A 26,070-nucleotide genomic window follows, 5' to 3' on the forward strand; every position below is an offset into this window, starting at 1 on the left:
CCGGATTACTGGCCGCAGGCCTGGCTGGCATCGAGTGCCGCCTGATAGACATCACGCGCCTGATCGAGACCGCGCGATTCGAGATCGCTCAGGTAGCTGTCGATCCCGTCCTGCAGCGGCTTCTGCCAGGCGGAATCCTGCAGCGGATTGTCGATCACGCGAATGGTGTCGCCGGCCTTCTCGGCCTGCGCCTTGCCCGCCTTGTCCTGGGCGGCGAACACGTCACCGGCCTTCTGCGCCCATTTCATGCCGGAGTTGGCGTCGATCACCTTCTTGGCCTCGGGGCTGAGGCGGTCGTAGGTGTTCTGGTTCATGGTGGCGACGAAGATCAGCGTGTAGAACGGTACCTGGGTGTGGTAGTGGAGCTGCTCGCCGAGCTGGAAGCTCTTGATGCCTTCCCACGGGAAGCTCAGGCCATCGATCACGCCACGCTGCAGCGAGGTGTAGATGTCCGGTGCGGGCATGCCCACTGGCTGCGCGCCCATGTTCTTGAGAATCTCGCCGGCCACCGCCGTCGGGCGACGGATGCGCAGCCCCTCGAGATCGCCGGGCTTCTGGACGTCGGTGTCCTTGGTGTGGATATAGCCCGGGCCGGTGGTGAACATGAACAGCACGTGAGAATCGTCGTACTCGCTGGCGATCTTGTTCTCGTCGTAGAGCGTCTGCAGCACGCAGGCCCCCTGCGGCGCCGATTCGGCCACGCCCGGCAATTCGACGATCTGGCTCAGCGGGAAGCGGCCATTGGTGTAGCCCTGCGCGGTAATGCCGATATCGGCGATGCCGTTGACCGCGGCATCATAGGTCTCGTCGGCCTGGCTCAGGGTCTGCGAGGGGAAGTTCTGGACCTTGATCTCGCCGTTGGACTCCTTCTCGACGGTCTTGGCCCACTGCTCGAAGAGCTGCTTGTTGATCGCCGAGGCCCCGGGCCAGAAGTGCGACAGACGCAGGGTGGTCTCGGCCTGGGCACCGGTTGCCAGGCCGGCGACGGACAGCGCGAGAAGACAGCGTGCAAGAGTACGGTTCATGGCTAGCCCCTTGATTGTTGGTTGGATGATGAGTCGAGGCGACACGGCGGTCGAATTGACGTCAGGATTACCGAGGTCGAGCCTTTTATCCATTAGACGAACGTAAGTTCGTTTTGCGAACCTTCCTCGGTGCTGCCTATTCTGGCATGCTCGCCGGTCGTGAAAGCGGCAAATTGCAAGCGGTAACCTGTCAATTCCCAAGATTCGCCCCCGACCTTGGTCGTAATGGCGGGTCACCTCAAACAGAACGCCCGACCATCGGGTCGGGCGTCGCGTCTGGCGTGAAGCGCCAGGGCATGGCTAAGCCATCAGCACGGCTCGCCGCCCCAGCCCAATTGCTTGGCCAGCGCGAAGGCGTGGTTGGCCGCCGGCACCCCGGCGTAGATCGCCACGTGCATCAGCACCTGCCGCAGTTCGGCCTCGCTCAGGCCGATACGCTTGGCGGTCTTGAGGTGCAGCTCCAGCTCCTCGCGACCCAGCGCGGCGAGGATGCCGGTGGTGATCATGCTGCGCTCGCGACGCGTCAGGTCGTCGTTGCTCCACAGCTCGCCCCAGGCCAGCCGGGTGATCATCTGCTGGAAGGGCGCATCGAGACTGGCGGCGTTGTCGGTCGAGCGCGCGACGTGCGCCTCGCCGAGGACCTGCTTGCGCGTCTCCAGGCCGGTGGCATAAGCGACGCCGTGGGCGCCCACGTCACCCAGGTCCACCGCCAGCGCCGCGCGCAGCGAGGCGGCGAAGCGCTCGGGTGCCTCCACCGAGGGCACGTGGCCGACGCCGTCGAAGATCGTCAGCGGCGCACCGTCGCACTCGCCGGCGAGCGTCTCGAGGGTCGCCGGCGGCGTGGCCGCGTCCTCGCTGCCGCCCAGCAGGTGAACGGCCACGCCCTTGCCGCTCAGCTGGCCGGTGAAGGTGTCGCGGCCCAGCATCTCGCACAGCCGCGCGTAGGACTCGCCGTCGCCACGCCCCATCTGCACGCACCAGCCGGCCTTCAGCGCCGGATCGGCCTCGACCAGGGCGGGGGCAAACCAGCGCGGCACGATCTCGCCGGCCATCGCCGCCAGCCCTTCCTCGCGCACGCGCCGGGCCCGGGTGTTCCACAGCTCGGCGTTGCCGATCACCGCGCCGGTGTTGGTCAGGGTCGCCGACAGCAGCCGCTCGCCGTGGGCGGCGATCAGCTGCTGGCCGACCACCCCGCCGATCGAGGTGCCGACGAAATGAAAGCGCTCGGCACCGGCGTGATCCGCCAGGGCCAGCGCCTCGAGGGCCAGGTCGGCCGGGGTGATGTCGCCGCCGTCGACCGGCCAGGCCTGGCTGGCACCGTGCCCCGGCAGGTCCCAGGTCAGCACCCGATAGCGCGGCAGCAGACGCGCCAGGACGTCGTCCCACACCGCCTGGGTCATGCCCAGCGGATGCGCCATCACCACCAGCGGATTGGCCTCGGCGCCCAGCAGACGGTAGGCGACGCTGCGGCCATGGATCGTCAGAAAAGCCATTTCATACTCCTCACGAGCCGATTCTCATCCGAAAACCGACAATGCAACGAAAGTCCCGGCGATCGTGACACCCGAGATCACCAGCCAGATCAGCAGATACCCCATGATGTCACGCGCGGAAAGACCGGCGACCCCCAGCAGGGGCAATGCCCAGAATGGCTGAATCTGGTTTGTCCAGCCGTCTCCCCAGGTGAAGGCCATGATGGTCTGTGCCGGATCCGCCCCCAGCGCATGGGCCGCCTGCATCATGATCGGCCCCTGAATCGCCCACTGCCCGCCTCCGGAGGGGATGAAGAAGTTCACCACGCCGGCGGACAGGAACGTCAGCAGCGGGAAGGTAGCCGAGTTCGACAGCGAGATGATCGCCTCGGAGAACTGGGTCACCAGGTCGGCATGGGTCATCATGCCGGCAATACCGGCATACAGCGGGAACTGGACGATGATGCCGCGCCCCGCGCCGACGGCGCGCTCGGCCGCCTGCAGATAGGCGGCGGGGCTATGGTGCAGCATCAGCCCCAGCGCCAGGAACACCAGGATGATGGTGTTGAGGTTGATGCTGAAGCCATGCTCGACGACCTTGCCGACCAGGTAGGCGGCCGCCAGCAGCCCCAGGAACAGCGTGGGCACGCGGCTGTGTTCGAGGCGATCGGAGAAGCTCCGCCCGCCCGCTCCTTGCGGGGTCTCGTCATCGACCGCCTCGTCGTCCGCCGTGAAGCGGGCGATACGGCTCGGCTGACGCTGCAGCATGAAGAAAATGATCAGCAGGGCCAGCAGGCCGAGGGTCAGGGCAATGTTCCAGACCGAGTACAGCGTCTCGGACACCGGCACGATGCCGATGGCGTCCTCCATGAAATGCCCGGGCGTCGCGATCACCAGGGGGATCGACGACGACGGCCCGCGTACCAGTTCACCCCCATAGGCGGCGGCGACGATCAGCGGAAAGTGCACCGCCACCCGTCGCCCCATCTCCCGCGCCAGGATCGCCCCGGCGATCATGCCGAACCCCCAGTTCAGGTAATAGCAGGTGAAACTGACGACGATCGTCAGCAGCAACGCCTGCCGTGGGGTACTGGCATTCCGTGTCAGACGGGTCAGCAGCGTTTGCATGACGGGCGTCAGCGCCAGCACATAGCCGGTCAACAGCACCAGCACCATCTGCATGCCGAACTTGAACAGCGACGAGAAGCCCTGGCCCCAGTAGCTGGCCATGGCCATCGGAGACTCGCCGCTCACCGCCATGCCGAGCACAAAAACAATGGCGGTGAGAATCACCGCCAGGACGAAGGCACTGGGCAGATAGCGCTGCACAATGCGTACGGAAAAGTTGGTAATCGCCTCCATCAGAGGACTGTTCCTTTTTGGGGTTTCTTATGTCGCGACCATTCAGACTCGCTCGATCACCGTGGCGATGCCCTGCCCCACGCCGATGCACATGGTGCACAGCGCGAAGCGCTGGTTGCTGCGCGCCAGCTCGTAGGCCGCCGAGCTGATGATCCGCGCGCCGGACATGCCCAGCGGGTGGCCGAGTGCGATGGCGCCGCCGTTGGGGTTGACCCGCGGGTCGTCGTCGGCGACGCCGAGCTCGCGCAGGCACGCCAGCACCTGGGCGGCGAAGGCCTCGTTGAGCTCGAGCACGTCCATCTGGTCGATGCTCATGCCCAGCTTGTCGAGCAGCTTGCGCGTCGCCGGCACCGGACCCACACCCATGATCCGCGGCTCGACGCCGGCGGTGGCCATGCCGTGGATGCGCGCGACCGGCTCCAGATCGTAGCGCTTGAGCGCCGCCTCGCTGGCGACGAACATCGCCGCTGCGCCGTCGTTGACCCCGGAGGCGTTGCCGGCGGTGACGGTGCCGTTCTCGCGGAACGGCGTGGGCAGCTTGGCGAGCTTCTCGAGGGTGGTCTCGGGCCGCGGGTGCTCGTCGGTGTCGAAGATCAGCGGCTCCTGCTTGCGCCGCGGGATCTCGATCGGCACGATCCCCTCGCCGAGCCGCCCCGACTCCTGGGCCGCCTTGGTCAGCTGCTGCGAACGGAAGGCATAGCGGTCCTGGTCCTCGCGCGAGATCTTGAACTGCTCGGCGACGTTCTCGGCGGTCTCGGGCATCGAGTGGGTGCCGTAGCGCTTCTCCATCAGCGGGTTGACGAAGCGCCAGCCGATGGTGGTGTCCTCCATCTGCTGGCCGCGCGAGAAGGCGGAGCCGGCCTTGCCGATGACATAGGGCGCACGGGACATGGACTCCACGCCGCCGGTCAGGATCAGGTCGGCCTCGCCGGCACGGATCGCCCGCGCCGCGGTACCGATGGCGTCCATGCTCGAGCCGCACAGGCGGTTGACGGTCGAGCCCGGCACCGAGGTCGGCAGCCCGGCGAGCAGCGCCGCCATGCGCGCCACGCTGCGGTTGTCCTCGCCCGCCTGGTTGGCGCAACCCATGATCACGTCATCGATCGCCGCGGGATCGACCCCGGGGTGCTGGGCCAGCACCGCCTCAAACAGGCGTGCCGCCAGGTCATCGGGGCGCACGCTGGCCAGGGTGCCGCCGAAGCGGCCGACCGGCGAACGCAGCGGCCGGCAAAGGTAGACGTCGTTCATCGCTCACTCTCCTGAATGGTGGCGTTCGGTCCGCGCCTTCAGCTCGCGCAGCACCTCGAGTTCCTTCTCGCTGGGCTCGGCGGTGGTCTCGAGCGCCTCGGCGAAACGGATCTCCCAGCCGGTGGCCTCCTGGACCTGCTCGGCGGTGACGCCCGGGTGCAGCGAGACCACCACCAGCTCCCTGGTCTCGGGATCGGGCTTCATCACGCACAGGTCGGTGATCACCCGGGTCGGACCCTTGCCGATGTTGGGCACGCCGTCGCGGCCCTTGCCGTCGCGGCCGAAGCCCAGGGTGGTGACGAAGTCGACCTGGTCGACGAAGGTGCGCTTGGAGTGCTTGAGGGTGATGAACACCTCACCGGCGTTGGTGGCGATCTCCGGCGCCCCGCCGCCACCCGGCAGGCGCACCTTGGGCGCGGTGTAGTCGCCGATCAGGGTGGTGTTGAGGTTGCAGTAGCGATCGATCTGCGCGGTGCCCAGGAAGCCCACGTCGATCTTGCCGCCCTGCAGCCAGTAGCGGAACATCTCCGGCACCGAGACGGTGGTCAGCGCGGTCTCGCACAGCTCGCCGTCGCCGATCGACAGCGGCAGCACGTCGGGCTTGGTCTGCAGGGTGCCGGACTCGTAGATCAGCACCACGTCGGGGGCGTGGGTCAGGCGTGCCAGGTTGGCCGCCTCGCTGGGCAGGCCGATACCGACGAAGCAGGTGGTGCCGTTTTCCAGCGCCCGCGCCGCGGTGACGGTCATCATTTCCGCAGAAGTGTATTCGAGACTCATCAGGACGCTCCTCCGGCGTTGTAGACGTTTTCCTCGAGCCAGGCGTTGAAGCTGTCGCGGTCGCGGGCGATGGTGTCCCACTCCTTGTAGAAGCGGTTGTGACGCGGGTAATAGCCGTGCGCATAGGACGGATAGGCGCCCTTCTCGGCGACGGCGATGGCGTCGATCGCCCAGCCCGGGATCACGCAGGCGTTGGGCGTGGCCTCGAGGTCGTCGACGATTTCCTCGACGGTGACGATGCTGTGCCTTGCCGCCAGCACCGCTTCCTTCTGCACGCCGACGATGCCCTCGACCAGCACGTTGCCCTTGCGATCGGCCTTCTGGGCGTGGACCACGCTGACGTCGGGGCGGATCGACGGCACCGCGGCGAGCCGCTCGCCGGTGAACGGGCACTCGATGAACTTGATCTGGTCGTTGACCTTGGGCAGGTCGCTGCCGATGTAGCCGCGCAGCACCGCCAGCGGCAGGCCGGCGGCGCCGGCCTCGTAGGCGCAGGCCATGGCGGCGTGGCTGTGCTCGAGGATCTCGACCTTGTGCGGGTAGCCCTTCTCGACGGCGTCGCGCAGGCGGTGCAGCGAGCCCACGCCGGGGTTGCCGCCCCAGGAGAAGATCAGCTTCTTCACGCAGCCGGCGCCGATCAGCTGGTCGTAGATCAGGTCCGGGGTCATGCGCACCAGGGTCAGGTCGCGCTTGCCCTGGCGGATGATCTCGTGGCCGGCGGCGAAGGGAATCAGGTGGGTGAAGCCTTCCATGGCGACGGTGGCGCCGTCCTCGACGTAACGGGCCACCGCGTCATGCAGGCTGAGAACTTCGGCCATGATGTCGCCTCTCTCGATGCTCAATGTTCGGTGAGTGAACATGGGTTTGTGATACGAACAAAATAATCCCGCGAGCGCGATGCGTCAAACCGACCGGCACCGCACGCCCCGCCTCCGCGCCGCCGTGGGGCTCGCCGATCCCCAGGGGGAACAAGCACTTGTCAGCCGCCGAGCCGCGCGAGCACGCGTTCGACGAGCTGTCGACTACTACCAATGTATAATTCCGGGCGCACCGCCTGCCGCAGTGCCTCGGCGTCGATGCCGCTGCCTGCCACCCGGTCGTGGGCCAGCAGCGCCTCGGCGTAGGCCACGCCGTCACGACGCGCGACCTCCGAGGCCTCGCGGGCGACGCGGCGGGCCTCGTCGCCGGCCAGCACGCCCTGCAGCACGCGTGCCGCCGGCTCGGCCATGATCGCCCCGCCGGTGACCGCCAGGTTGCGGGCCATCGCCTCGGGATGGACCTCGAGGCCGGCGAGCAGATGGTGCAGGGTCTCGAGCGCGCCCTCGAGCAGCAGCACCGCATCGAGCAGCGGCGCCCACTCGGCATGCCATTCGCCCAGGCCGCGCTCGAGCGGTTGCGCACCGGCGCTGGCCAGCACGTTCAGTGCGCCATGGATCTGGCGGGCGGCGGCGCGGATGCGGGCACAGCCCACGGGGTTGCGCTTGTGGGGCATCGACGAGGATTCACCGACCCCGGCCTCGGCGGGCTCGGCGAGTTCACCGATCTCGGTCTGGGTCATCAGGGCGACATCCAGCGCGATCTTCTCGGCGGCCACCGCCACGGCGTCGAGGGCGCAGCCCAGCGCATGGATCGGCTGACGGTCGGTGTGCCAGGGCAGCCAGGGTTCGGCCAGCCCCAGGCGTCGCGCCATGCCGGTCATGATCGCCACGCCGCTGTCGTCGAGGCCCGAATGCACGCCCACCGCGCCGCCGAACTGCACATAGAGCCCCTCGGCAAGTACCGCGTTCAGGCGCTCGCCGGCCTGGTGGAGCCCCCACAGCCACTGGCCGACCTTGGCGCCGAAGGTGATCGGCAGCGCCTGCTGCATCAGCGTGCGGCCGACCATCGCCGTGTCACGGTGATCCGTCATCAAGGCCCGGCCGGCGGCGGTGGTCTCCGTCAGCAGGCGTCGGCAGCGCGTCAGGCGCGGCTTGAGCACGAGCATCAGCGCGCTGTCGACGATGTCCTGACTGGTCGCCCCGCGGTGGAAATGCGGCTTCAATGCATCGGGCAGCGCGGCCCTGGCCTGCTTGACGAAGGGAATCGCCGGATTGCCGCCCTTGACGGTGTCGGCCGCCAGCGCCTCGAGGTCGAAGGCGTCGAGGGCCAGATGCCGATCGAGCGCCTCGGCCGTCCCCGCGGGCAGCAGGCCCAGGTTCTCCTGCTCGGCGGCCAGCGCCAGCTCCACCGCGCGCATCGCCGCGATCAGGTCCTCGGCCCGGCAATGGTCGCGCCCGCCGGCGCTCGTGAAGGGATGACGTAACAGCTGTTCGTACATGGGGTATCTCCGTCGGCTGGCATCCACGCTCTACCACCAATGGCGCATCGGCGGACACGTGTTCGCATTTCGAACTCTATGCTAGAGTCAGGCTTCCAACCGAGCAACGCAACAGGATCAAGGTGGCGCCACGACGATGACCACACAGCCGAAGGACGAACGCCTCAGCCCCGACGACCGGGACTTCGTGACCGCACTGGCCAGCGGCCTGGACGTGATTCTTGCCTTCGACCAGGAACATCCGCGCATGACGCTGAGCGAGGTCGCCGCCCGCACCGGCATGAACCGGGCCCGTGCCCGGCGCTTTCTGCTCACGCTCAACGCCCTGGGCTATGTGCGCAAGCAGCACCGCCACTTCGAGCTGGCCCCGCGCACGCTGCAGCTCGGCTACGCCTACCTGTCGGCCAACAACTACCGCACGGTGATTCAGCAGCACCTGGAGGACATCACCCGGGAAACCGGCGAGTCGTCGTCGCTGGGCGTGCTCGATGGCAGCGACGTGATCTACGTCGGCCGCTCGGCGGCGCCGCACCGCCTCATGGCCATCACCCTGGCGGTCGGCACCCGCCTGCCGGCCGTGCTGACCTCGATGGGCCGCGTGCTGCTCGCGCAACTGCCCGACGAGGAGCTCGACGCCCTGCTCGAGACGGTGACGCTGGAGCGACACACCGAGCACACCATCACCGACAAGCGCGAGCTGCGCGACTGCCTGCGCCGGGTCCGCGAGCAGGGCTACTGTATCGTCGACCAGGAGCTCGACTCCGGCCTGCGCTCGCTGGCCGTGCCGACCTTCGACGCCCACGGCCGGCTGCTCGGCGCGATCAACGTCAGCACCAACGCCGCTCGTATCGACCTGGCCACGCTGACGGAACGCTTCCTGCCGCTGCTGCAGGAAAAGGCGCACCAGATCGCCATGCAGGTCAGTTGAGAGCGCGGCCCGGCCCTCGGGGCTGGCTCCGGTAATCGACATGCTCGATATCCTCGCCATCACCACGCCCATCTTCCTGCTCATCGGCATCGGCTTCCTGGCGGTCATGCTGCGCCTGTTCAGCAAGGAGCAGGTCCAGGGCCTGAGCGGCTTCGTGATCAACTTCGCACTGCCGGCCCTGATCTTCCGCGCCCTCGTCCAGCGCCCGCTGGACGAGGTCTTCAATCCCGTCTATCTCGCCGCCTACGGCGGTGGTTCGGCCATCCTGTTCCTGGGTGCCTGGCTGCTGGCCCGCCATCGTGGCAAGCCGCTGGGCGAAAGCGGGATCCTGGCCCTGGGCATGTCGGCGGCCAACAGCGGCTTCATCGGCTACCCCGTGGCCGCGATGGTGGTGGGCTCGAGCGCGGTGATCGCGCTGGCCCTGAACATGATGGTCGAGAACCTGCTGATCATCCCCACCGCCCTGGCCCTGGGCGAGGCGAGCCGCCAGACCGGGGTCTCCTTCTTCACCGCCCTGCGCCGTACCGCGGTCCGGCTGACCCGCAACCCGATTCTGATCGGCATCTTTGCCGGCATCCTGGCAGCACTCAGCGGCATCAGCCTGCCCGCGCCGATCTCGCGCACCATCGACATGCTGGCCACCGCCGCCGCACCGACCGCCCTGTTCGTGATCGGTGGCACCCTCTACGGGCTGCGCATCGGCGGCATGCTCGGCGATGTCGCCCAGGTGGTGACCGGCAAGCTGCTGCTCCATCCGCTCATCATTTTCCTGCTGCTCTGGTGGCTGCCGCCCATCGATCCCGCCCTGGCCACGGCTGCGGTCGTGATCGCCAGCGCGCCGATGATCAGCATCTATCCGCTCCTCGGCCAGCGTTACGGCCACGGCGAGGTGTGCACTGCGGCCCTGATGCTGGGCACGCTGCTGTCGTTCGTCACCATCAGCGCCCTGCTGTGGCTGCTCGAGGCCTACCAGCTGCCGCTCGCCTGACAGGCGACGCCCCCCTGACTTCTTCATGACCCGGGCCGTATGCCGATACGCCTAGGCCCGCAAGCCCCATCACCCACGTCTACCGCGAATAGCGAACACCTGTGCGTATTGCATATTTTGGAACAAAGTTCTAATTTCTAGAAAATCACGAAAAAGGACTCTGTTCATGTCCCTGCGTATGGTGGCGATCGGTGACGGTGTCAGCCCCCGGAGAGCCGAGTCATGACGACACACGAACGACACTGTGACCTGGTGGTGGTGGGATCCGGTGCCGCCGGCCTCTCGGCGGCGGTCACTGCGGCGCACCACGGCCTCGAGGTGATCGTGGTGGAGAAGGAAGACGTGCTGGGCGGCGCCACCGCCTGGTCCGGCGGCTGGATGTGGGTACCGCGCAACCGCTTCGCCCGGGAGGCGGGCATCGACGAGGACGTCGAGACGATCCGCACCTATCTGCGCCACGAGCTCGGCGAGCGCTTCGACGCGGCAAGGATTGATGCCTTCCTCGATGCCGCGCCGCGCATGGTCGACTTCTATCAGGAACACACCGCGCTGCAGTTCCACGACGGCAACGCCATCCCCGACATCCACGGCACCACCCCCGGCGCCGGGACCGGCGGCCGCTCGGTGATCGCCGCACCCTTCGACGCCCGCGAGCTGGGCACGAGCCTTCGCAAGGTGCGCCGGACCATGCCCGAAACCGCCTTCCTGGGCATGCCGATCCAGGCCGGGCCCGACCTGATGGCGTTTCTCACCGTGACCCGCTCGCTGCGCTCGGCCGCATACGTGACGCGTCGCATCACGCGCCACCTCTACCATCTCGCCCGCTACCGGCGCGCCATGAACTGGGTCAACGGCGTGGCGCTGATCGGGCGGCTGGTCAAGTCCGCCGATGCCCTGGGCGTGGAAACCTGGACCGCCTCGCCCGCCCGGCGCCTGACGATCGAGGACGGTCGCGTGTGCGGCGTGACGGTAGCAACTCGTGACGGAGAGGTGACGCTGCACGCCCGGCGCGGCGTAGTGCTCGCCGCCGGCGGCTTCCCCAACGACATCGAACGTCGCCGACGCTACTTCCCGCGCACGCCGACCGGCCGCGAGCACCTGGCGCTGCCGCCCGAATCGGCGAGCGGCGACGGCACCACCCTGGGCGAATCCGCCGGCGGCCACGTGAGTACCACTCTGGCCTCGCCCGCCGCCTGGTGCCCGGTGTCGGCGGTGCCCTACCCGAACGGCCGCATCGGCCACTTCCCGCACATCATCGACCGCGGCAAGCCCGGCATTATCGGCGTTCTGGCCGACGGCCGGCGCTTCGTCAACGAGGCCCACGGCTACTACGACTACGTGGCGGCGCTGCTCGAGGCGGTGCCGGAGGGCGAAGCGGTCGAGTCCTGGCTGATCTGCGACCATCGCTTCCTGCGCCGCTACGGGATGGGCATAGTGCGCCCGGCACCGGTGCCGTTCCGGCACTGGATCCGCCGCGGCTACCTCAAGCGCGGCCGCAGCCTGGAGCAGCTGGCGGAACGCTGCGGCATCGATCCGGCGGGGCTGGCCCGGACCGTCGAGGCCTACAACCGTCATGCCCGCCACGGCGAGGACCCCGAGTTCGGCCGCGGCTCGACGCTCTACAACCGCAAGCAGGGCGACCCGGCACACGCGCCCAACCCCTGCGTGGCGCCGCTCGAGCACGGGTCGTTCTACGCCATCAAGGTCGTTTCCGGCAGCTTCGGCACCTTCGCCGGGCTCGAGACCGACGAACACGCCCGGGTACTCGATGCCGAAGCCCGGCCGATTTCCGGGCTCTATGCCGCCGGCACCGACATGGCCAGCATCATGGGCGGCTTCTACCCGGCGGGCGGCGTCAACCTGGGCCCGGCGATGACCTTCGGGTATATCGCCGCCCGTCACGCCGCCGACCTCGACGACGCATCGCAACCGGTCGAAGCCACTGCACAGCGAGACACGCCATGACCGAACGCCTCTTTTCCCTCGCCGCCCTGACCGTGCTCGAGCTCTCGCCGCCCGAGATGGTCGAGGTCGCGGCCCGCGCCGGCTATGACCGGGTCGGCCTGCGGCTGATCCCCGCCACGCCCGAGGAGCACCACTTCCCGCTGGTCGCCGACGCGGGGCTGCGCCGGCGGACCCGGGCGAAGCTGCGTGACACCGGCGTTGCGGTGCTCGACATCGAGATCCTGCGCCTCAAGCCGGAGACCGACGTCGCGCGCGACTTCGCCCACGTGCTCGAGGTCGGGGCCGAGCTGGGCGCCAGCGAGGTGCTCATCGCCGGCAACGACGACGCGAAACGCTGCTCACCGACAACTTCGCCGCGCTGTGCGACCTGGCCGCCGGCGTCGGCCTCCATCCGCACCTGGAGTTCATGCCCTGGACCGGGGTCCGCGACCTGGGCCAGGACCGGCGCATCGTCGCCGCCGCCGACCGGCCCAACGCCGGCCTGCTGGTCGACGCCTTCCACTTCGACCGCTCGGGCAGCCGCCTCGACGCGCTCGCCGAGGTGCCGCGCCACTGGCTGCGCTACGTCCAGCTCTGCGATGTCGCCGGGCCATGCCCCGACGACATGGCGGCGATCATCCACGAGGCCCGCCAGGCACGCTGTTTTCCCGGCGAGGGCGATATCGACCTCGTGGGCCTGCTCGCCGTGCTGCCCGAGGGCGTGCCGCTGAGCCTGGAGATCCCCACCCAGGCACTGCGCGACCGGGGCGTGAGCGCGCTCGACTGGCGCTGGCGGCCAGCCGGCGCCGGGTTGCCCACACGCCATGAGACAGGTTTCACAGCAACACCATGCGCGGTGAGTTCGCTGACCGATGAGGAATGGCGTTTCGTCGCTGGCCTCTTCGAGGAGAGAGGGGGAGCGCGGGACGCCGCTTCGTTACCTCCGACGTCTGTTGGTCGATGCGTGCTGCTATATGGTTCGCAGTGGCTGCTCGTGACACATGTTGCCCCGGGGCTTCTTGCCTTGGCAGAACATCTCGTGGACGTTCCGTCGCGGGAGCCAACAAGGCAAGTTCGAACAGATGCATGACCGGTTGCGTGCGCAGGGAGGAACGTGATCCGATGCCCAGTCGACGCGGAGTTCACCGCAAGGCGGGCCGCGTGGCTGCGATGCGGGCAAAAAAGTCAAAGGCCGCAAGCGCCATGTGCTGGTCGATATCTAGGGACTGGTGCTCGCCGTGAGTGCGACAGCCGCCAGTGTTCAGGCGCGTGACGGTGCCCACCCGGTCATGGTCAACGGTCTGAACAAGTACGCCGGACTCTCCACGGTGTTCGTGGATGCCAGCTATGCCGGACGCTGTGCCCAGACGATCCACAGCGGCATGCCGTGACGGTCGAGGTCGTGCGCCATCCCACCAATGCCATTGTCGGCCGCTGATGTATACCGGATCAGGGAGGCCTCTTTTACGTGCCAGTCTGATGCCACGGGATTCATGCCGAAGCGGCGGGTCGTCGAACGAACGCATGCCTGGATCGAAAAGGTACGCCGGCTGGTGTTGCACCATGACCGACGTGTCGAGGTATCGGTGATTGGGGGCTGGCTGGGAGCGGGGCGTCAGTTACTCAACCAGCCAACTCGACCGCCACGCATGTCCTGATAAGTTGTAAACACCTTTCTCAGCGATTGAATGTGAGCCCCACCTTGCCCATCCGACCACCCGCCTCCAGACGATCCAGTGCCTCGTGAATCTCATCCAGCGGATAGGCGCTGTCGATGACCGGGGTGATCCCGTGGCGCTCCACATAGGCCAGCAGGTCGGCGAATTCGGATAGATTGCCGCTGGTGGAGCCGATGATCTGCAGCTGGCGGATGAAGATACGCTTCAGGTCCGCCGGGGGCTGATCCCCCGAAGTCGCCCCGCAGGTCACCAGGCGTCCGCCACGCACCAGCGACTTCAGGGCCGAGGACCAGACAGCCTCACCGACATTCTCGATGACCACATCCACGCCGCGCCCCTCGGTAAGCGCCATGACCGTTTTGGCCACGTCCTGGGTCCTGCTGTTGATCGCCTCATGGGCGCCCAATTCCAGGGCCTTCTCGAGCTTGTCATCCTCGCGAGAGGTCACGATCACCCGGGCACCGGTGCTTCTGGCCAGCTGCATGGCGGCCAGCGATACGCCACCGCCCACCCCGAACACCAGCACGGTCTCCCAGGGCTTCAGCTGGGCCCTGGTGAACACCATTCGCCAGGCAGTGAGGTAATTCACGCCCATGGCCGCCGCCTGCAGGAAGTCCAGGTGCCTGGGCATGGGGAAGACGTTCTGCGCGGGCACGCTGATCCACTGGGCGAAGGTGCCATCGATATGCTCGCCCAAGAGCTTCATGCGGGTGCACAGCACATTGTCACCGCGACGACAGAACTCGCAGCGGCCACAGGAGATATCCGGGTAGATCACCACCTGCTGGCCGACCGAAACCCGCTCTTCCTCGGCATCGACCTCCTCCACGGCGCCGGCCCCGTCGAGTCCCATGACCAGGGGCAGTTCGTGGGTGATGCCCGCCCCGCTGTTGCGCATGTAGAGGTCCACCTGGTTGAGTGTGCCGGCCTCGATGCGCACCAGCACCTCACCCGGTTGACGCCGAGGACGCTCGGCTTCCCTAACCTCGACCACCTCATTGCCGCCATGGGCGGTAATCAATACGGCTTTCATGGCTTCCCCCTCAAAGGTTACAAACACATCGGCTGATGCCCGAGAAGATTGGTTATCCGCCTTCACACAGCGGCAGACTCAATTGAAGCCGCTGCTTCAGCCAGGGGCTGAGCCGGTAGCGTGCCTCGCCATAGTGGTCATGCAGGCAGCCGAGCACCCGCACGAACGTTTCACCGCCATAGCGATCCCCGAAGGCCAGTGGCCCCTCGGGATAGCCCAGCGCCAGCTTGACCGCCTTGTCGAGCGTGGCCGGTTCGGCAATGCCGCGCCGCACGATCTCGGCGCCGATATTGACCATGAAGGCGAGGATGCGCTGGGCCACGAAGCCTGGCGAATCGTGGATCACCTCCACCGGCACGTCGTCGCTGCCCAGGGCACTGGTCGCCTGGGCCAGCACGCCCGCCTCGATGGCCGGGTGGCTCATCAGCACCCGACAGGCATCGAAGCCGGCCAGGGTCTCCAGGGCCAGGGTGCGTTCGGCAGGCAGGCCCCGCTCGGCGATGCAGGCACTGACCGTCTCCCCGACCGGAGTCACCAGGCAGATGGCCTCCGCCGAAGGTGAAGCGCCCTGTTCGAGCCACGAGCCGGCCGCTTCCACCAGCGACGCGATTCGCTCGCGCCACTCGGGCTCCTGGCGATCCAGCCAGAAGGGCCGCGTCACGGGTACCGCCGGCGGCGGGGAGTTCTCTGTCGCGAGCCGTTTCCCGTCTGCATAGCGATAGAAGCCCTCACCGCTCTTGCGCCCCAACAGGCCGGCGGCAAGGCGCCGGGGCACCTGCCAGGAAGGCATGTAGAGGGGGTCGTCATAGAACTGGCGATAGACCGACTCCATCACCGCATGGGTGACATCGAGCCCGATCAGGTCGAGCAGCTCGAAGGGCCCCATGCGAAAGCCCAGGGTCCGGCAGAGGATGCGATCGATCTGCTCGGGACTGGCGATGCCCTCGTCCAGCAGGCGCAGCGCCTCAGGGGCATAGGCGCGTCCCGCATGGTTGACCAGGAAACCCGGGGTATCGGGGGTCACCGCCGGGAAGTGGCCGGCCTGCCGGGCCAGCCGCTCCAGGCGTTCGATCACCGCCGGGCGCGTCCGCTCGCCGCGCACCACCTCGACGACCTTCATCAGCGGCACAGGGTTGAAGAAGTGGAAACCCGCCACTCGCTCGGGGTGACGGCAGGCGCTGGCGAGGCGCGTCACCGACAGCGACGAGGTATTGCTGGCCAGTATCGCCTCGCTGGCCACCACCCCTTCCAGCTGACACAGCAGCCCCTGCTTCGCCTCCAGGTTCTCGACGATCGCCTCGATCACCAGGTCACAGTCGGCGAGCCCCGCCACGGAGTCAGCGACATGCAGGCGCGCCAGGGTCGCGTCCCGTTCTTTCTCGGAGAGGCGACCCTTGGTCACCGAACGTTCGAGCAGCCCATCGATAAAGCCCAGCGCCTCCTCACTGGCCCCCTCGCGGCTGTCATGCAGCCACACCTCGTGACCCGCCGTGGCGAACAGCTGGACGATACCGCGCCCCATCACCCCGCTGCCGACCACGCCGATCCGCTCTTTATTTCCCTCCGCCATGCCTTGTCTCCTCAGAGCTTGCTTTCCAGCTCGGGCAGCCTTTCGAACAGGTCGCCCACCAGGCCGTAATCCGCCACCTGGAAGATCGGCGCTTCCTCGTCCTTGTTGATGGCGACGATCACCTTGGAGTCCTTCATCCCCGCCAGGTGCTGGATGGCCCCCGAGATGCCCACAGCGATGTAGAGGTCCGGGGCGACGATCTTGCCGGTCTGGCCGACCTGCATGTCGTTGGGCACGAAGCCGGCGTCCACCGCGGCGCGCGAGGCGCCGATCGCCGCGCCCAGCTTGTCGGCGATGCCCTCGAGCAGCTGGAAGTTCTCACCGTTGCCCATGCCGCGGCCGCCGGAGATCACCACCCGGGCGGCACCCAGCTCGGGGCGCTCGCTCTGCTCGAGCTGTTCGTCGACGAAGGACGAGAGGGTGTTGTCGACCGCTCCATCGACGGCCTCGATCGTCGCACTGCCCGTCTCGCCCACCGCGTCGAAGGCGGTGGTGCGCACGGTGATCACCTTGAGCGCATCGCCCGACTGCACGGTGGCGATGGCGTTGCCGGCGTAGTTCGGCCGCTTGAAGGTGTCGGCGCTCTCGACGCTCAGGATGTCGGAGAGCGCGGCGACGTCCTTGAGCGCGGCGAGCCGCGGCAGGACATTCTTGCCGGTGGTGGAGGCGGCGGCCAGCACGTGCGAGTAGTCGTCGGCGAGGCTGACCAGCAGGTCGGCCAGCGGCTCGGCGAGCTGGTGGGCGTAGACCGCGGCGTCGGCGACCCGTACGCGGCTCACGCCATCGAGCGCCGCGGCCGCCTCGGCCACGGCGGCGACGTTCTCGCCGGCGACCAGCACGTCGATATCGCCTCCGATCGCCTGCGCCGCGGCGACCACATGGGCGGTGGCGCCGGCGAGCTGACCGTCGTGATGTTCGGCGAGGACCAGAATGCTCATGAGATCAGCTCCTTTCAAAGGACTTTGGCTTCGTTCTTCAACTTGTCGACCAGCTCGTCCACCGAGCCCACCTTGATACCGCCCTTGCGCTCGGCCGGGGTCTCGACCTTGAGCTGGGTGGTGCGCGGGGCGATGTCGACGCCGAGATCCTCGGGCGTCCGGGTCTCGAGCGGCTTCTTCTTGGCCTTCATGATATCCGGCAGCTTGGCGTAGCGCGGCTCGTTCAAGCGCAGGTCGGTGGTGACCACCGCCGGCAAGGTCAGCGCCACGGTCTGCAGGCCGCCGTCGATCTCGCGGGTCACCTTGAGCGTGCCGTCCTCGACCACCACCTCGGAGGCGAAGGTGCCCTGGGGGCGGCCGGTCAGGGCGGCGAGCATCTGGCCGGTCTGGTTGTTGTCGCTGTCGATGGCCTGCTTGCCGAGGATGGTGAGGTCCGGCTGCTCGTCCTCGACCACCCTGGCCAGCGCCTTGGCGGCCCCCAGCGACTCGACGCGCTCATCGGTCTGCACATGGATGGCCCGGTCGGCGCCCAGGGCGAGTGCGGTGCGCAGCTGCTCCTGGGCGGCCTTGGGCCCCACGGTGACCGCGACGACCTCGGTGCCCACGCCCTTCTCCTTGAGCCGTACCGCCTCTTCCACGGCGATCTCGCAGAAGGGGTTCAGGGCCATCTTGACGTTGGTGAGGTCGACGTCGGAGTGATCCGCCTTGACGCGGATCTTGACGTTGTAATCGATGACGCGCTTGACCGCGACGAGGATCTTCATGGTGTTTCTCCTGTTGTTGTTGTGAGGCTCAGCAGAAGGCCTGGATGCCGGTCTGGGCGCGCCCCAGAATCAGGGCATGGACGTCATGGGTGCCCTCGTAGGTGTTCACCACCTCGAGGTTGACCAGATGGCGCGCGACCCCGAACTCGTCGCTGATGCCGTTGCCACCGAGCATGTCCCGGGCCAGGCGCGCGATATCCAGCGCCTTGCCGCAGCTGTTGCGCTTCATGATCGAGGTGATCTCCGAGGCGGCGATGCCCTCGTCCTTCATGCGCCCCAGGCGCAGGCAGCCCTGCAGGGCCAGGCAGATATCAGTCTGCATGTCGGCCAGCTTCTTCTGGATCAGCTGGTTGGCGGCCAGCGGCCGGCCGAACTGCTGACGATCCAGGGTGTACTGGCGGGCGGTGTGCCAGCAGTCCTCGGCGGCGCCGAGCGCGCCCCAGCTGATGCCGTAGCGGGCCGAGTTGAGACAGGTGAAGGGACCCTTGAGGCCGCGCACCTCGGGGAAGCGGTTCTCCTCGGGCACGAAGACGTCGTCCAGGACGATCTCGCCGGTGATCGAGGCACGCAGCCCGACCTTGCCATGGATGACAGGCGCGGAGAGGCCTTCCCAGCCCTTCTCCAGCACGAAGCCGCGGATGTCCCCTTCGTCATCCTTGGCCCACACCACGAAGACATCGGCGATGGGGCTGTTGGTGATCCAGGTCTTGCTGCCGGTCAGGCGCCAGCCGCCCTCGACCTTGCGTGCCCGGGTCACCATCGAGCCGGGGTCGGAGCCGTGATTGGGCTCGGTGAGGCCGAAGCAGCCGATCCACTCGCCGCTGGCAAGCCGGGGCAGGTACTTCTGCTTGGTCGCCTCGGTGCCGAATTCGTTGATCGGCACCATCACCAGCGAGGACTGCACGCTCATCATCGAGCGGTAGCCGGAGTCGACACGCTCGATCTCCCGGGCGATCAGGCCGTAGCAGACGTAGTTGAGGCCGCTGCCGCCGTACTCCTCGGGGATGGTGGCCCCCAGCAGGCCGGTCTCGCCCATCTCGCGGAAGATCGTCGGGTCGGTCTGCTCGTGGCGGAAGGCCTCCAGCACCCGGGGGGCGAGCTTGTCGGCGGCGAACTGGGCGGCGCTCTGCTGCACCATGCGCTCTTCGTCGGTCAGCTGCTGGTCGAGGAGCAGCGGGTCCTGCCAATGGAAAGCGGGGTTGTGGGACATGGGGCGTTTCCTCTGCTTGTCGTTATGGGGCTGTTGTTTTTCAGCTGGCCTCGAGGAGGTCGGCATAGGCCTTGAGGTGGCGGTCGTCATCGCCGAAACGATGGCCGAGCATCACCAGGTGACGGGCATGGTGGGCGAGGCTGTACTCCCAGGTCATGCCGATACCACCGTGGAGCTGGATCGCCTGCTCGGCGATGTACCGGGCGGCGCGCTTGACCACGTGCTGGGCGGCGATCAGCTGGCGGCTGCGCTCGAGGCTTGCCGGCTCGTCGGCCACGCAGGCGGCGAGGATCGCCATGGAGGTGGCCAGCTCGAGCTCGGTAGTCATGTCCACCATGCGGTGCTGGAGCACCTGGAAGCGGCCGATCGGCTTGCCGAACTGCTGGCGGGTCTTGAGATACTCGAGGGTCAGGTCGCAGGCCTGCTGCATGCTGCCCACCGCCTCGGCACACTGGGCCGCCATGGCGCGCCCCTGGTGGTAATCCAGCGCCTCGAAGGCCTCGCCGGCATCGCCCAGCAGGGCGTCGTCGGCCAGGGTCACGCCCTCGAGGGTCAGGTCACAGGCCCAGGGGCCCGCCATGGTGGGATAGGCGCGGCGCTGCACGCCCGGTGCATCCGAGTCGACCACAAACAGCGAGAGGCCGTCACATTCGCCGGCCCCCCCCGCGGTGCGCGCCACCACCAGGAGGCGATGCGCCGCCTGGCCACCGATCACCACCGACTTGCGGCCCGTCAGGCGCCAGCCGTCGGTCACGCGCTCGGCGCGGGTCTCGGTCCACGCGGCGCAGTAATGGGTACGCGGCTCCTCGGTGGCCACTGCCAGGCGCAGTTCCCCGGCGGTCAGCGCCGGCAGCAGCGCCTCGCGCTGGGCATCGCTGCCCAGCGCCTGCACCAGCCCGCCGCCCAGCAGCTGGGACTCCAGGAAGGGCTCCAGGCAGAGCCCGCGGCCCAGCTCCTGCATCACCACCAGGTGATCGACGCCGCTGCCGCCCATGCCGCCGTGGGTCTCGTCGATGGGTACCGCCAGCACCCCGAGCTCGGCCAGCTGGCCTTGAAAGGCCTCGCTGAAGCCCGGCTCGCTGCGCTGCACCTGGTCGCGGTGCTCGAGGGGGTAGTGCTCCCTGACCAGTCGGGCCAGCATGTCCTGCAGCATCTGCTGCTCGTCACTGAGAGAAAAGTCCATGGTGGCCTCCTATAAGCCCAGCTGGGCCTTCGCCAGGATGTTCTTCTGGATCTCGTTGGAGCCGCCGTAGATCGACAGCTTGCGCAGGTTGAAGTAGTGGGCGGCCGGGGTGGCGCTGTAGTCGGCATGCAGCGGCTCGCCATCATGCTCGAGCACCATCTCGTCGGCCAGGAATGGCAGGGCGTGGGGCCCCAGCACCCGGCGGGCCAGGTCGCTGATCGCCTGGCGGATCTCGGAGCCGGTGACCTTGAGGATCGAACTCTCCGCCCCCGGCACCCCACCGGCCTGGGCCCTAGCCAGGATGCGCAGGGTGCTCATCTCCACCGCCATCAGGCGCATCTCCACCTCGGCGATGCGCTGACGCAACAGCGGGTCCTCCAGCGCCGGGCGACCGTCGATCACCTCACGGCTGGCGATCGCCTTGAGGTGGGCCAGGGCCGCCTTGGAGATGCCGACCCCGGCCTGACCGGTACGCTCGTGGGTCAGGAGGTACTTGGCACAGGTCCAGCCGTCGTTCTCCTCGCCCACCCGGTTCTCCACCGGCACCCGCACATTGTCGAAGAACACCTCGTTGACCTCGTGGGCGCCGTCCAGGGTGATGATCGGCTGCACCGAGATCCCGGGGGTGTCCATGTCGATGAGCAGGAAGGAGATGCCGGCCTGGGGCTTGGCCTCGGGGTCGGTGCGCACCAGGCAGAAGATGCGGTTGGCGTGCTGGCCCAGGGTGGTCCAGGTCTTCTGGCCGTTGACGATGTAGTGATCGCCCTCGCGTACTGCGCGGGTCTTCACCGAGGCCAGGTCGGAGCCGGCCCCCGGCTCGGAATAGCCCTGGCACCACCAGTCGCTGCCGTCAAGGATACGCGGTAGGTAGTGGACCTTCTGCTCGGGCGTGCCGAAGGCGATGATCACCGGTGCGACCATGTTGACGCCGAAGGAGATCAGCCGCGGGGCGCCGGCGGCCGCGCACTCCTCCTCGAAGATATACTTCTCCACCACGCTCCAGCCGGTGCCGCCATATTCGACCGGCCAGTTGGCGGCATACCAGCCGCGGCGGTTGAGGATTGCCTGCCAGCGCTGGTGATCCGCCTTGGCAAGCTTCTTGCCTAGGCGCACCTTGGCGGCGATGTCATCGGGTAGTTCAGCCTCGAGGAAAGCCCGAACCTCATCGCGAAAGGCCAGTTCCTCGTTGCTGTAATGGATGTTCATGCGTTAGCCCCCCGTGTGTCATCTCGGTCAGCGAGCCGGTCGTCGTGACGTCCGGCGAGGAAGGCCTCCACCTTGGCCTGCCGCTGCGGCGAGGCCAGGCACTCGAGGAACAACTCGCGCTCGCGAGCCAGTGCCTTGTCGAAGGGTTGGGTAATGGCAGCTTCGAGTGCCTCGATCGCCTTGAGCGGCGCCAGATCGCCGGAGGACTCCGGCAGCGCCAGGGCCGAGCGCTGACGAGCCAGCCAGTCGAGAGGGTCGTTGCTCTCGGAATGGAGCGCGTGCTCTCGGGTAGGCCGGACGCCGCGTGCGGCGAACTCGGCCGCCATGGCGATGCGCACCTCCTCGGTCGTATGCCTCTGCTCGGCCACGCCATCCACCAGCCCCAGTTCGAGGGCGCGCTCGGTACCAATGGGCTCTCCGGACAGGATCCGTTCGAGGGCGGCTTCCAGGCCGACCAGTCGTGGTAGGCGCTGGGTGCCGCCGGCACCGGGAATCAGCCCCAGCTTGACTTCGGGCAGGCCGAAACGTGCCTCGGGCACGACAAGCCGGTAATGACAGGCCATGGCCAGCTCCAGTCCTCCGCCCAGGGAGACGCCGTGCAGCCAAGCCACCACCGGCTTGGAAGAGCTTTCGATGGCATCGATCACCTGCGGCAGCAGGGGTGCCTGGGGATCCTGGCCGAACTCCTTGATATCGGCACCGGCAGAGAAGCAGCGCCCCCCCGACTGCAGCATGATCCAGTCGATTCGGACGTCATCCAGCGCCGCCGCCAGGGTCTCCATCAGTCCGGATCGCACCGCCTGCCCCAAGGCATTCACCGGGGGCTTGAAGATTGTGATCAGGCCACAGCGGCCCTCTCGAGTCAGAGTGACGGGGTTGCTCATGTGACGCTCTCTCCCGTGTTGTGGTCGACCAAGCCAGGGGCTCAGCGATGCCGCCAGATCGGCGGGCGCTTGTCGATGAAGGCCTGCATGCCCTCCTTCTGGTCCTCGGTGGCGAAGCTGGCGTGCAGCAGGCGGCGCTCGAAGCGCACCCCTTCGGCCAGCGTCGTCTCCTGGGCGCGTTCGACGGCTTCCTTGTTGAGGCGCACCGCCACCGCCGACAGCTCGGCGATCTGTGCGGCCACCGTCAGCGCTTCGTCCAGCAGCCGCTCGGCCGGCACCACCCGGCTGACCAGGCCACTGCGCTCGGCCTCCTCGGCGTCCATCAGGCGCCCGGTCAGGCACAGGTCCATGGCCTTGGCCTTGCCCACGGCGCGGGTCAAGCGCTGGGTGCCACCGGCGCCGGGCAGGGTACCCACCTTGATCTCGGGCTGGCCGAAGCGCGCGGTGTCCGCGGCGATGATCAGATCGCACATCATCGCCAGCTCGCAGCCACCACCCAGCGCCATACCGGCCACCGCGGCGATCACCGGCTTGCGGCAGCGGGTCACCTCCTCCCAGGTATCGGTGACGAAATCCGCGAGGTAGGCCTCGGAGAAGGTGAGCGACTGGATCTCCTTGATATCGGCACCGGCGGCGAAGACCCGCTCGCCGCCGGTGATCACCATGGCGCCGATGGCGTCATCCCGCTCGAAGGCGTGGAGGACCTCGCCCAGCTCACGCATCAGCGCACCGTTCAAGGCGTTGTGGGCCTCGGGGCGATGCAGGGTGATCACCCCGGCTGCACCCGACCGTTCGACCTGCAGATTCTCGTACATGGCTGCCTCCTAGATGCCGCGACCGAAGAGCGCCCTGGCATTATTCATGACAACAGGATGTCAAGCCTGTTGGCCGGGATTCCGACTTCACCTGGGATCGAGTCTAGCCACGCTCAAAATAAAAGACAATGTGTTGACATATTTTTTTCCATGGCCTAGCTTCCATTTCAGGCGCACATCTCTCGCAGCGCCCTCGCAAGAGCGACTCACAACGAATAACGACTACGTTTCAGGAGCTTGCATGCTAATCGAGACAAACCTGACACCAGAGCGTCGCAGTGCCATGGTCGAGGCGGGGGCCTGGAATGACACGATCATTACGGACTGTCTGGACAAGGCAGTGGCCGAGCACGCCGATCGTCCAGCCATCATCGGGTATCGCGTCTTCGAAGATGACCGGACCTTGCTCAGCTATGCCGAGCTCAACCGGATCGTGACGCGCATGGCGGCCGGTCTGGCCGGTCTGGGCGTACGGAAGGGGGAGGTCGTCTCCTGTCAGCTGCCCAACTGGTGGCAGATGACCGCCCTGCACCTGGCCTGCGTGCGCATCGGTGCTGTGCTCAACCCGCTTATGCCGATCTTTCGCGAACATGAACTCGCGTTCATGCTCGACTTGGCCGAAAGTAATGTGCTGGTGGTGCCCCGGACCTTCCGCGGTTTCGACCACGCCGCCATGGCCCACGCCCTGAAAGACGAGATCGCAACCCTGCAGCATGTACTCGTGATCGGCAGCGAGGGTGAGGACAGCTTCGAGAAGGTGCTACTGAAACGCGCCTGGGAAGAGGAGACCGACACCGCTGAGCTGTTCAGAGAGCGTCGCCCCTCCGGTGACGATGTGGTGCAGCTGCTCTACACCTCTGGCACCACCGGCAAGCCCAAGGGGGTGATGCACACCTCCAACACCCTGTTCAGCAACATCCGTCCCTTCGCCGAGCGACTGGGGCTGGCGGAGAGGGACACGACCTTCATGCCCTCTCCGCTGGCCCACCAGCTGGGCTTCCTCTACGGCCTGATGCTGCCGATTTACCTGAAGGCCACGGCGGTGCTGCAAGACACCTGGAAGCCCGACGAGGCGACACGCATCATTCGCGCGGAACAGCCCAGCCTGATGCTCGGCTCGACCCCCTTCCTAGACGATATCGCCGAACAGGCCCTCGAGCATGGCTCCGACCTGCAGTCGCTAACCCGCTTTTTGTGCGCCGGCGCGCCGATTCCGAGCCCCCTGGTCGAGAAGGCCGCCCAGAACCTGTCGACGCGGATCCTCTCCGCCTGGGGCATGACCGAGAACGGCGCGGTGACCACCACCCTGCCCGACGACGCCCCCGAACGCGCCGTGCACACCGATGGCGTGCCGCTGCCCCACGTTGAGCTCAAGGTCACCGATATGGACGGAACCCCTCTGCCCGCTGGCCAGGAGGGGCTCCTCTACATGCGAGGCGCCAGCCTGTTCGTCGGCTACTTCAAGCAGCCCGAGCTTTACGGCGTGGATGACGAGGGGTGGTTTCCCACCGGTGACCTGGCACGTCTGGACGAGCTGGGCTATGTGCGCATCACCGGGCGCTCCAAGGATGTGGTGATCCGCGGCGGCGAGAACATCCCCATCGTCGATATCGAGAACACCCTCTACCAGCACCCGAAGATCCAGACCCTGGCCTTGGTGGGCAAGCCCGACGACCGCCTCGGCGAGCGGCTGTGCGCCTACGTGACCCTCAAGGAGGGCGCGGAATCGCTGAGTCTCGAAGAGGTCACCGACTTCCTGAGCGAGCGCAAGGTGACCCGCCAGTACCAGCCGGAGTTCCTGGAGGTGCTCGACGAGCTGCCGTACGCCCCCTCCGGCAAGATCCAGAAGTACAAGCTGCGCGAGCAGGCCAGCCAGATCGGCTGAGCCCAATCCCTGCAACAAGCCTTACCCCCAACTCCCGTGGAGAGACAACCATGAAAGGACTGAATGGCAGGACCGTTATCGTGACCGGCGGCGGCGGCGGCATCGGCCGTGCCGTATGCCAGCGCTTCGCCGAGCATGGCGCCAAGGTCGCGGTACTCGACCGCGACGCGGCGGCGGCCCAGGACACCGTCGATATCATCGCCGAGGCCAACGGTCAGGCCAAGGCTTATGGCGCCGATATCACCGACTACGACGCCATCGTCGCCACTGTCGCGAGCATCGAGCAGGAGCTGGGCACCCCCACCGTGCTGGTCAACAACGCCGGCTTTGATCGCTTCATGCCGTTCCTCAAGACCGAGCCGTCCATGTGGGAGTCGCTGATCGCCATCAACCTGACCGGCGCGCTCAACATGCACCACGTGGTGCTGCCTAAGATGGTCGAGGCCGGCGGCGGCCGGGTGATCAACATCGCCTCCGACGCGGCCCGCGTCGGCTCCTCCGGCGAGGCGGTCTACGCCGCCTGCAAGGCGGGCCTGCTGGGGCTGAGCAAGACCCTGGCCCGGGAGCTCGCCAGCAAGAACGTGACCCTCAACGTGGTCTGCCCTGGCCCCACCGACACCGCGCTGCTCAAGGGCGTGGCGGAGACCGCACGCGACCCGGAGAAGCTGCTGGAAGCCTTCCGCAACGCCGTGCCGATGCGGCGCATCGGTCAGCCGGAGGACTACCCCGGCATCATCACCCTGCTCGCCAGCGACGAGGGCAGTTTCATTACCGGTCAGGTGGTCAGTGTGTCCGGCGGCCTGACCATGGCCGGCTGAAAGACATCACCCTCCGCGTCCCTC

21 protein-coding genes and 2 pseudogenes are annotated in these 26,070 nt (G+C 67.4%); 7 read left to right on the forward strand and 16 right to left on the reverse strand.

The window, feature by feature from the left end; genetic code table 11:
- Positions 1-5: 5 nt before the first annotated feature.
- The 7 genes from G7A98_RS08650 to G7A98_RS08680 all read right to left on the reverse strand — a co-directional run bounded on the left by G7A98_RS08650 (position 6) and on the right by G7A98_RS08680 (position 8,201).
- Positions 6-1,025, reverse strand: a complete 1,020-nt coding sequence (locus G7A98_RS08650; protein WP_163649260.1) for a TRAP transporter substrate-binding protein — start codon at positions 1,023-1,025, stop codon at positions 6-8.
- Positions 1,026-1,333: 308 nt separating this feature from the next.
- Positions 1,334-2,518: an alpha/beta fold hydrolase gene (locus G7A98_RS08655; RefSeq protein WP_163649261.1), complete on the reverse strand. Its 1,185-nt coding sequence runs from the start codon at positions 2,516-2,518 to the stop codon at positions 1,334-1,336.
- A 24-nt stretch (positions 2,519-2,542) separates the two neighbouring features.
- Complete coding sequence (locus tag G7A98_RS08660) at positions 2,543-3,859, reverse strand: TIGR00366 family protein (protein WP_163649262.1); 1,317 nt, start codon at positions 3,857-3,859, stop codon at positions 2,543-2,545.
- 42 nt (positions 3,860-3,901) lie between these two features.
- Positions 3,902-5,107, reverse strand: coding sequence for a 3-oxoadipyl-CoA thiolase (gene pcaF, locus G7A98_RS08665; RefSeq protein ID WP_163649263.1), 1,206 nt, complete (start codon positions 5,105-5,107; stop codon positions 3,902-3,904).
- 3 nt (positions 5,108-5,110) lie between these two features.
- Positions 5,111-5,884, reverse strand: coding sequence for a CoA-transferase subunit beta (locus tag G7A98_RS08670; RefSeq protein ID WP_163649264.1), 774 nt, complete (start codon positions 5,882-5,884; stop codon positions 5,111-5,113).
- Positions 5,884-6,702, reverse strand: a complete 819-nt coding sequence (locus G7A98_RS08675; RefSeq protein ID WP_163649265.1) for a CoA transferase subunit A — start codon at positions 6,700-6,702, stop codon at positions 5,884-5,886. The genes G7A98_RS08670 and G7A98_RS08675 overlap by 1 nt, the downstream gene beginning before the upstream one ends.
- A 161-nt stretch (positions 6,703-6,863) precedes the next feature.
- Complete coding sequence (locus tag G7A98_RS08680) at positions 6,864-8,201, reverse strand: adenylosuccinate lyase family protein (protein WP_163649266.1); 1,338 nt, start codon at positions 8,199-8,201, stop codon at positions 6,864-6,866.
- Between the two features lie 136 nt (positions 8,202-8,337).
- On the opposite strand from G7A98_RS08680, the gene G7A98_RS08685 reads away from it, so the two are divergent.
- From G7A98_RS08685 to G7A98_RS16705, 5 genes and pseudogenes are all read left to right on the forward strand, one after another.
- Positions 8,338-9,129, forward strand: coding sequence for an IclR family transcriptional regulator C-terminal domain-containing protein (locus G7A98_RS08685; protein ID WP_163649267.1), 792 nt, complete (start codon positions 8,338-8,340; stop codon positions 9,127-9,129).
- A gap of 40 nt (positions 9,130-9,169) precedes the next feature.
- The gene (locus G7A98_RS08690; RefSeq protein WP_163649268.1) at positions 9,170-10,117 is read left to right on the forward strand and encodes an AEC family transporter; all 948 of its coding nucleotides are present in this window, start codon (positions 9,170-9,172) and stop codon (positions 10,115-10,117) included.
- A 222-nt stretch (positions 10,118-10,339) separates the two neighbouring features.
- Positions 10,340-12,082, forward strand: a complete 1,743-nt coding sequence (locus G7A98_RS08695) for an FAD-dependent oxidoreductase (RefSeq protein WP_163649269.1) — start codon at positions 10,340-10,342, stop codon at positions 12,080-12,082.
- Between the two features lie 334 nt (positions 12,083-12,416).
- Positions 12,417-12,749, forward strand: a pseudogene (locus G7A98_RS16605) (TIM barrel protein); the annotation flags it as partial.
- A 171-nt stretch (positions 12,750-12,920) separates the two neighbouring features.
- Positions 12,921-13,632 (forward strand): annotated as a pseudogene (locus tag G7A98_RS16705) (IS5 family transposase); the annotation flags it as partial.
- 106 nt (positions 13,633-13,738) lie between these two features.
- On the opposite strand, the gene G7A98_RS08710 reads toward G7A98_RS16705, so the two are convergent.
- From G7A98_RS08710 to G7A98_RS08750, 9 genes are read right to left on the reverse strand one after another with little or no spacing between them, the layout of a single operon-like run.
- A complete protein-coding gene (locus G7A98_RS08710) occupies positions 13,739-14,773 on the reverse strand; it encodes a zinc-binding dehydrogenase (protein WP_163649271.1) in 1,035 nt (344 codons plus the stop codon).
- A 52-nt stretch (positions 14,774-14,825) separates the two neighbouring features.
- Complete coding sequence (locus G7A98_RS08715; protein ID WP_163649272.1) at positions 14,826-16,343, reverse strand: 3-hydroxyacyl-CoA dehydrogenase; 1,518 nt, start codon at positions 16,341-16,343, stop codon at positions 14,826-14,828.
- Between the two features lie 11 nt (positions 16,344-16,354).
- The gene (locus tag G7A98_RS08720; protein ID WP_163649273.1) at positions 16,355-17,281 is read right to left on the reverse strand and encodes an FAD-binding protein; all 927 of its coding nucleotides are present in this window, start codon (positions 17,279-17,281) and stop codon (positions 16,355-16,357) included.
- Between the two features lie 14 nt (positions 17,282-17,295).
- The gene (locus G7A98_RS08725) at positions 17,296-18,045 is read right to left on the reverse strand and encodes an electron transfer flavoprotein subunit beta/FixA family protein (RefSeq protein WP_163649274.1); all 750 of its coding nucleotides are present in this window, start codon (positions 18,043-18,045) and stop codon (positions 17,296-17,298) included.
- 28 nt (positions 18,046-18,073) lie between these two features.
- Entirely contained in the window at positions 18,074-19,255 is a 1,182-nt protein-coding gene (locus G7A98_RS08730) for an acyl-CoA dehydrogenase (protein WP_163649275.1), read from the reverse strand.
- 40 nt (positions 19,256-19,295) lie between these two features.
- A complete protein-coding gene (locus tag G7A98_RS08735; RefSeq protein WP_163649276.1) occupies positions 19,296-20,438 on the reverse strand; it encodes an acyl-CoA dehydrogenase family protein in 1,143 nt (380 codons plus the stop codon).
- A 9-nt stretch (positions 20,439-20,447) separates the two neighbouring features.
- On the reverse strand, positions 20,448-21,644 hold the full coding sequence (locus tag G7A98_RS08740; RefSeq protein WP_163649277.1) for an acyl-CoA dehydrogenase family protein: 1,197 nt from the start codon (positions 21,642-21,644) through the stop codon (positions 20,448-20,450).
- Entirely contained in the window at positions 21,641-22,528 is an 888-nt protein-coding gene (locus G7A98_RS08745; RefSeq protein WP_163649278.1) for an enoyl-CoA hydratase-related protein, read from the reverse strand. Before G7A98_RS08745 ends, G7A98_RS08740 begins: the two co-directional genes overlap by 4 nt.
- A gap of 41 nt (positions 22,529-22,569) precedes the next feature.
- The gene (locus G7A98_RS08750; protein ID WP_163649279.1) at positions 22,570-23,343 is read right to left on the reverse strand and encodes an enoyl-CoA hydratase; all 774 of its coding nucleotides are present in this window, start codon (positions 23,341-23,343) and stop codon (positions 22,570-22,572) included.
- Between the two features lie 241 nt (positions 23,344-23,584).
- On the opposite strand from G7A98_RS08750, the gene G7A98_RS08755 reads away from it, so the two are divergent.
- The gene (locus tag G7A98_RS08755; protein ID WP_163649280.1) at positions 23,585-25,228 is read left to right on the forward strand and encodes an AMP-binding protein; all 1,644 of its coding nucleotides are present in this window, start codon (positions 23,585-23,587) and stop codon (positions 25,226-25,228) included.
- Between the two features lie 50 nt (positions 25,229-25,278).
- Positions 25,279-26,046 carry an SDR family oxidoreductase gene (locus G7A98_RS08760; protein ID WP_163649281.1) on the forward strand — a complete coding sequence of 256 codons (768 nt, stop codon included), beginning with the start codon at positions 25,279-25,281 and terminating at the stop codon, positions 26,044-26,046.
- Positions 26,047-26,070 lie beyond the last annotated feature (24 nt).

It is taken from the genome of Modicisalibacter sp. 'Wilcox' (assembly GCF_010993675.1).
Classification (GTDB): Bacteria; Pseudomonadota; Gammaproteobacteria; order Pseudomonadales; family Halomonadaceae; genus Modicisalibacter; species Modicisalibacter tunisiensis.

What these genes read in the sequence shown, in the direction of transcription:
- pcaF (WP_163649263.1), bottom strand. Translation starts at nt 5,107, where the DNA reads ATGAACGACGTCTACCTTTGCCGGCCGCTGCGTTCGCCGGTCGGCCGC.
- G7A98_RS08730 (WP_163649275.1), bottom strand. Translation starts at nt 19,255, where the DNA reads ATGTCCCACAACCCCGCTTTCCATTGGCAGGACCCGCTGCTCCTCGAC.
- G7A98_RS08725 (WP_163649274.1), bottom strand. Translation starts at nt 18,045, where the DNA reads ATGAAGATCCTCGTCGCGGTCAAGCGCGTCATCGATTACAACGTCAAG.
- G7A98_RS08670 (WP_163649264.1), bottom strand. Translation starts at nt 5,884, where the DNA reads ATGAGTCTCGAATACACTTCTGCGGAAATGATGACCGTCACCGCGGCG.
- G7A98_RS08735 (WP_163649276.1), bottom strand. Translation starts at nt 20,438, where the DNA reads ATGGACTTTTCTCTCAGTGACGAGCAGCAGATGCTGCAGGACATGCTG.
- G7A98_RS08650 (WP_163649260.1), bottom strand. Translation starts at nt 1,025, where the DNA reads ATGAACCGTACTCTTGCACGCTGTCTTCTCGCGCTGTCCGTCGCCGGC.
- G7A98_RS08655 (WP_163649261.1), bottom strand. Translation starts at nt 2,518, where the DNA reads ATGGCTTTTCTGACGATCCATGGCCGCAGCGTCGCCTACCGTCTGCTG.
- G7A98_RS08755 (WP_163649280.1), top strand. Translation starts at nt 23,585, where the DNA reads ATGCTAATCGAGACAAACCTGACACCAGAGCGTCGCAGTGCCATGGTC.
- G7A98_RS08740 (WP_163649277.1), bottom strand. Translation starts at nt 21,644, where the DNA reads ATGAACATCCATTACAGCAACGAGGAACTGGCCTTTCGCGATGAGGTT.
- G7A98_RS08680 (WP_163649266.1), bottom strand. Translation starts at nt 8,201, where the DNA reads ATGTACGAACAGCTGTTACGTCATCCCTTCACGAGCGCCGGCGGGCGC.
- G7A98_RS08720 (WP_163649273.1), bottom strand. Translation starts at nt 17,281, where the DNA reads ATGAGCATTCTGGTCCTCGCCGAACATCACGACGGTCAGCTCGCCGGC.
- G7A98_RS08690 (WP_163649268.1), top strand. Translation starts at nt 9,170, where the DNA reads ATGCTCGATATCCTCGCCATCACCACGCCCATCTTCCTGCTCATCGGC.
- G7A98_RS08750 (WP_163649279.1), bottom strand. Translation starts at nt 23,343, where the DNA reads ATGTACGAGAATCTGCAGGTCGAACGGTCGGGTGCAGCCGGGGTGATC.
- G7A98_RS08675 (WP_163649265.1), bottom strand. Translation starts at nt 6,702, where the DNA reads ATGGCCGAAGTTCTCAGCCTGCATGACGCGGTGGCCCGTTACGTCGAG.
- G7A98_RS08760 (WP_163649281.1), top strand. Translation starts at nt 25,279, where the DNA reads ATGAAAGGACTGAATGGCAGGACCGTTATCGTGACCGGCGGCGGCGGC.
- G7A98_RS08695 (WP_163649269.1), top strand. Translation starts at nt 10,340, where the DNA reads ATGACGACACACGAACGACACTGTGACCTGGTGGTGGTGGGATCCGGT.
- G7A98_RS08660 (WP_163649262.1), bottom strand. Translation starts at nt 3,859, where the DNA reads ATGGAGGCGATTACCAACTTTTCCGTACGCATTGTGCAGCGCTATCTG.
- G7A98_RS08745 (WP_163649278.1), bottom strand. Translation starts at nt 22,528, where the DNA reads ATGAGCAACCCCGTCACTCTGACTCGAGAGGGCCGCTGTGGCCTGATC.
- G7A98_RS08710 (WP_163649271.1), bottom strand. Translation starts at nt 14,773, where the DNA reads ATGAAAGCCGTATTGATTACCGCCCATGGCGGCAATGAGGTGGTCGAG.
- G7A98_RS08715 (WP_163649272.1), bottom strand. Translation starts at nt 16,343, where the DNA reads ATGGCGGAGGGAAATAAAGAGCGGATCGGCGTGGTCGGCAGCGGGGTG.
- G7A98_RS08685 (WP_163649267.1), top strand. Translation starts at nt 8,338, where the DNA reads ATGACCACACAGCCGAAGGACGAACGCCTCAGCCCCGACGACCGGGAC.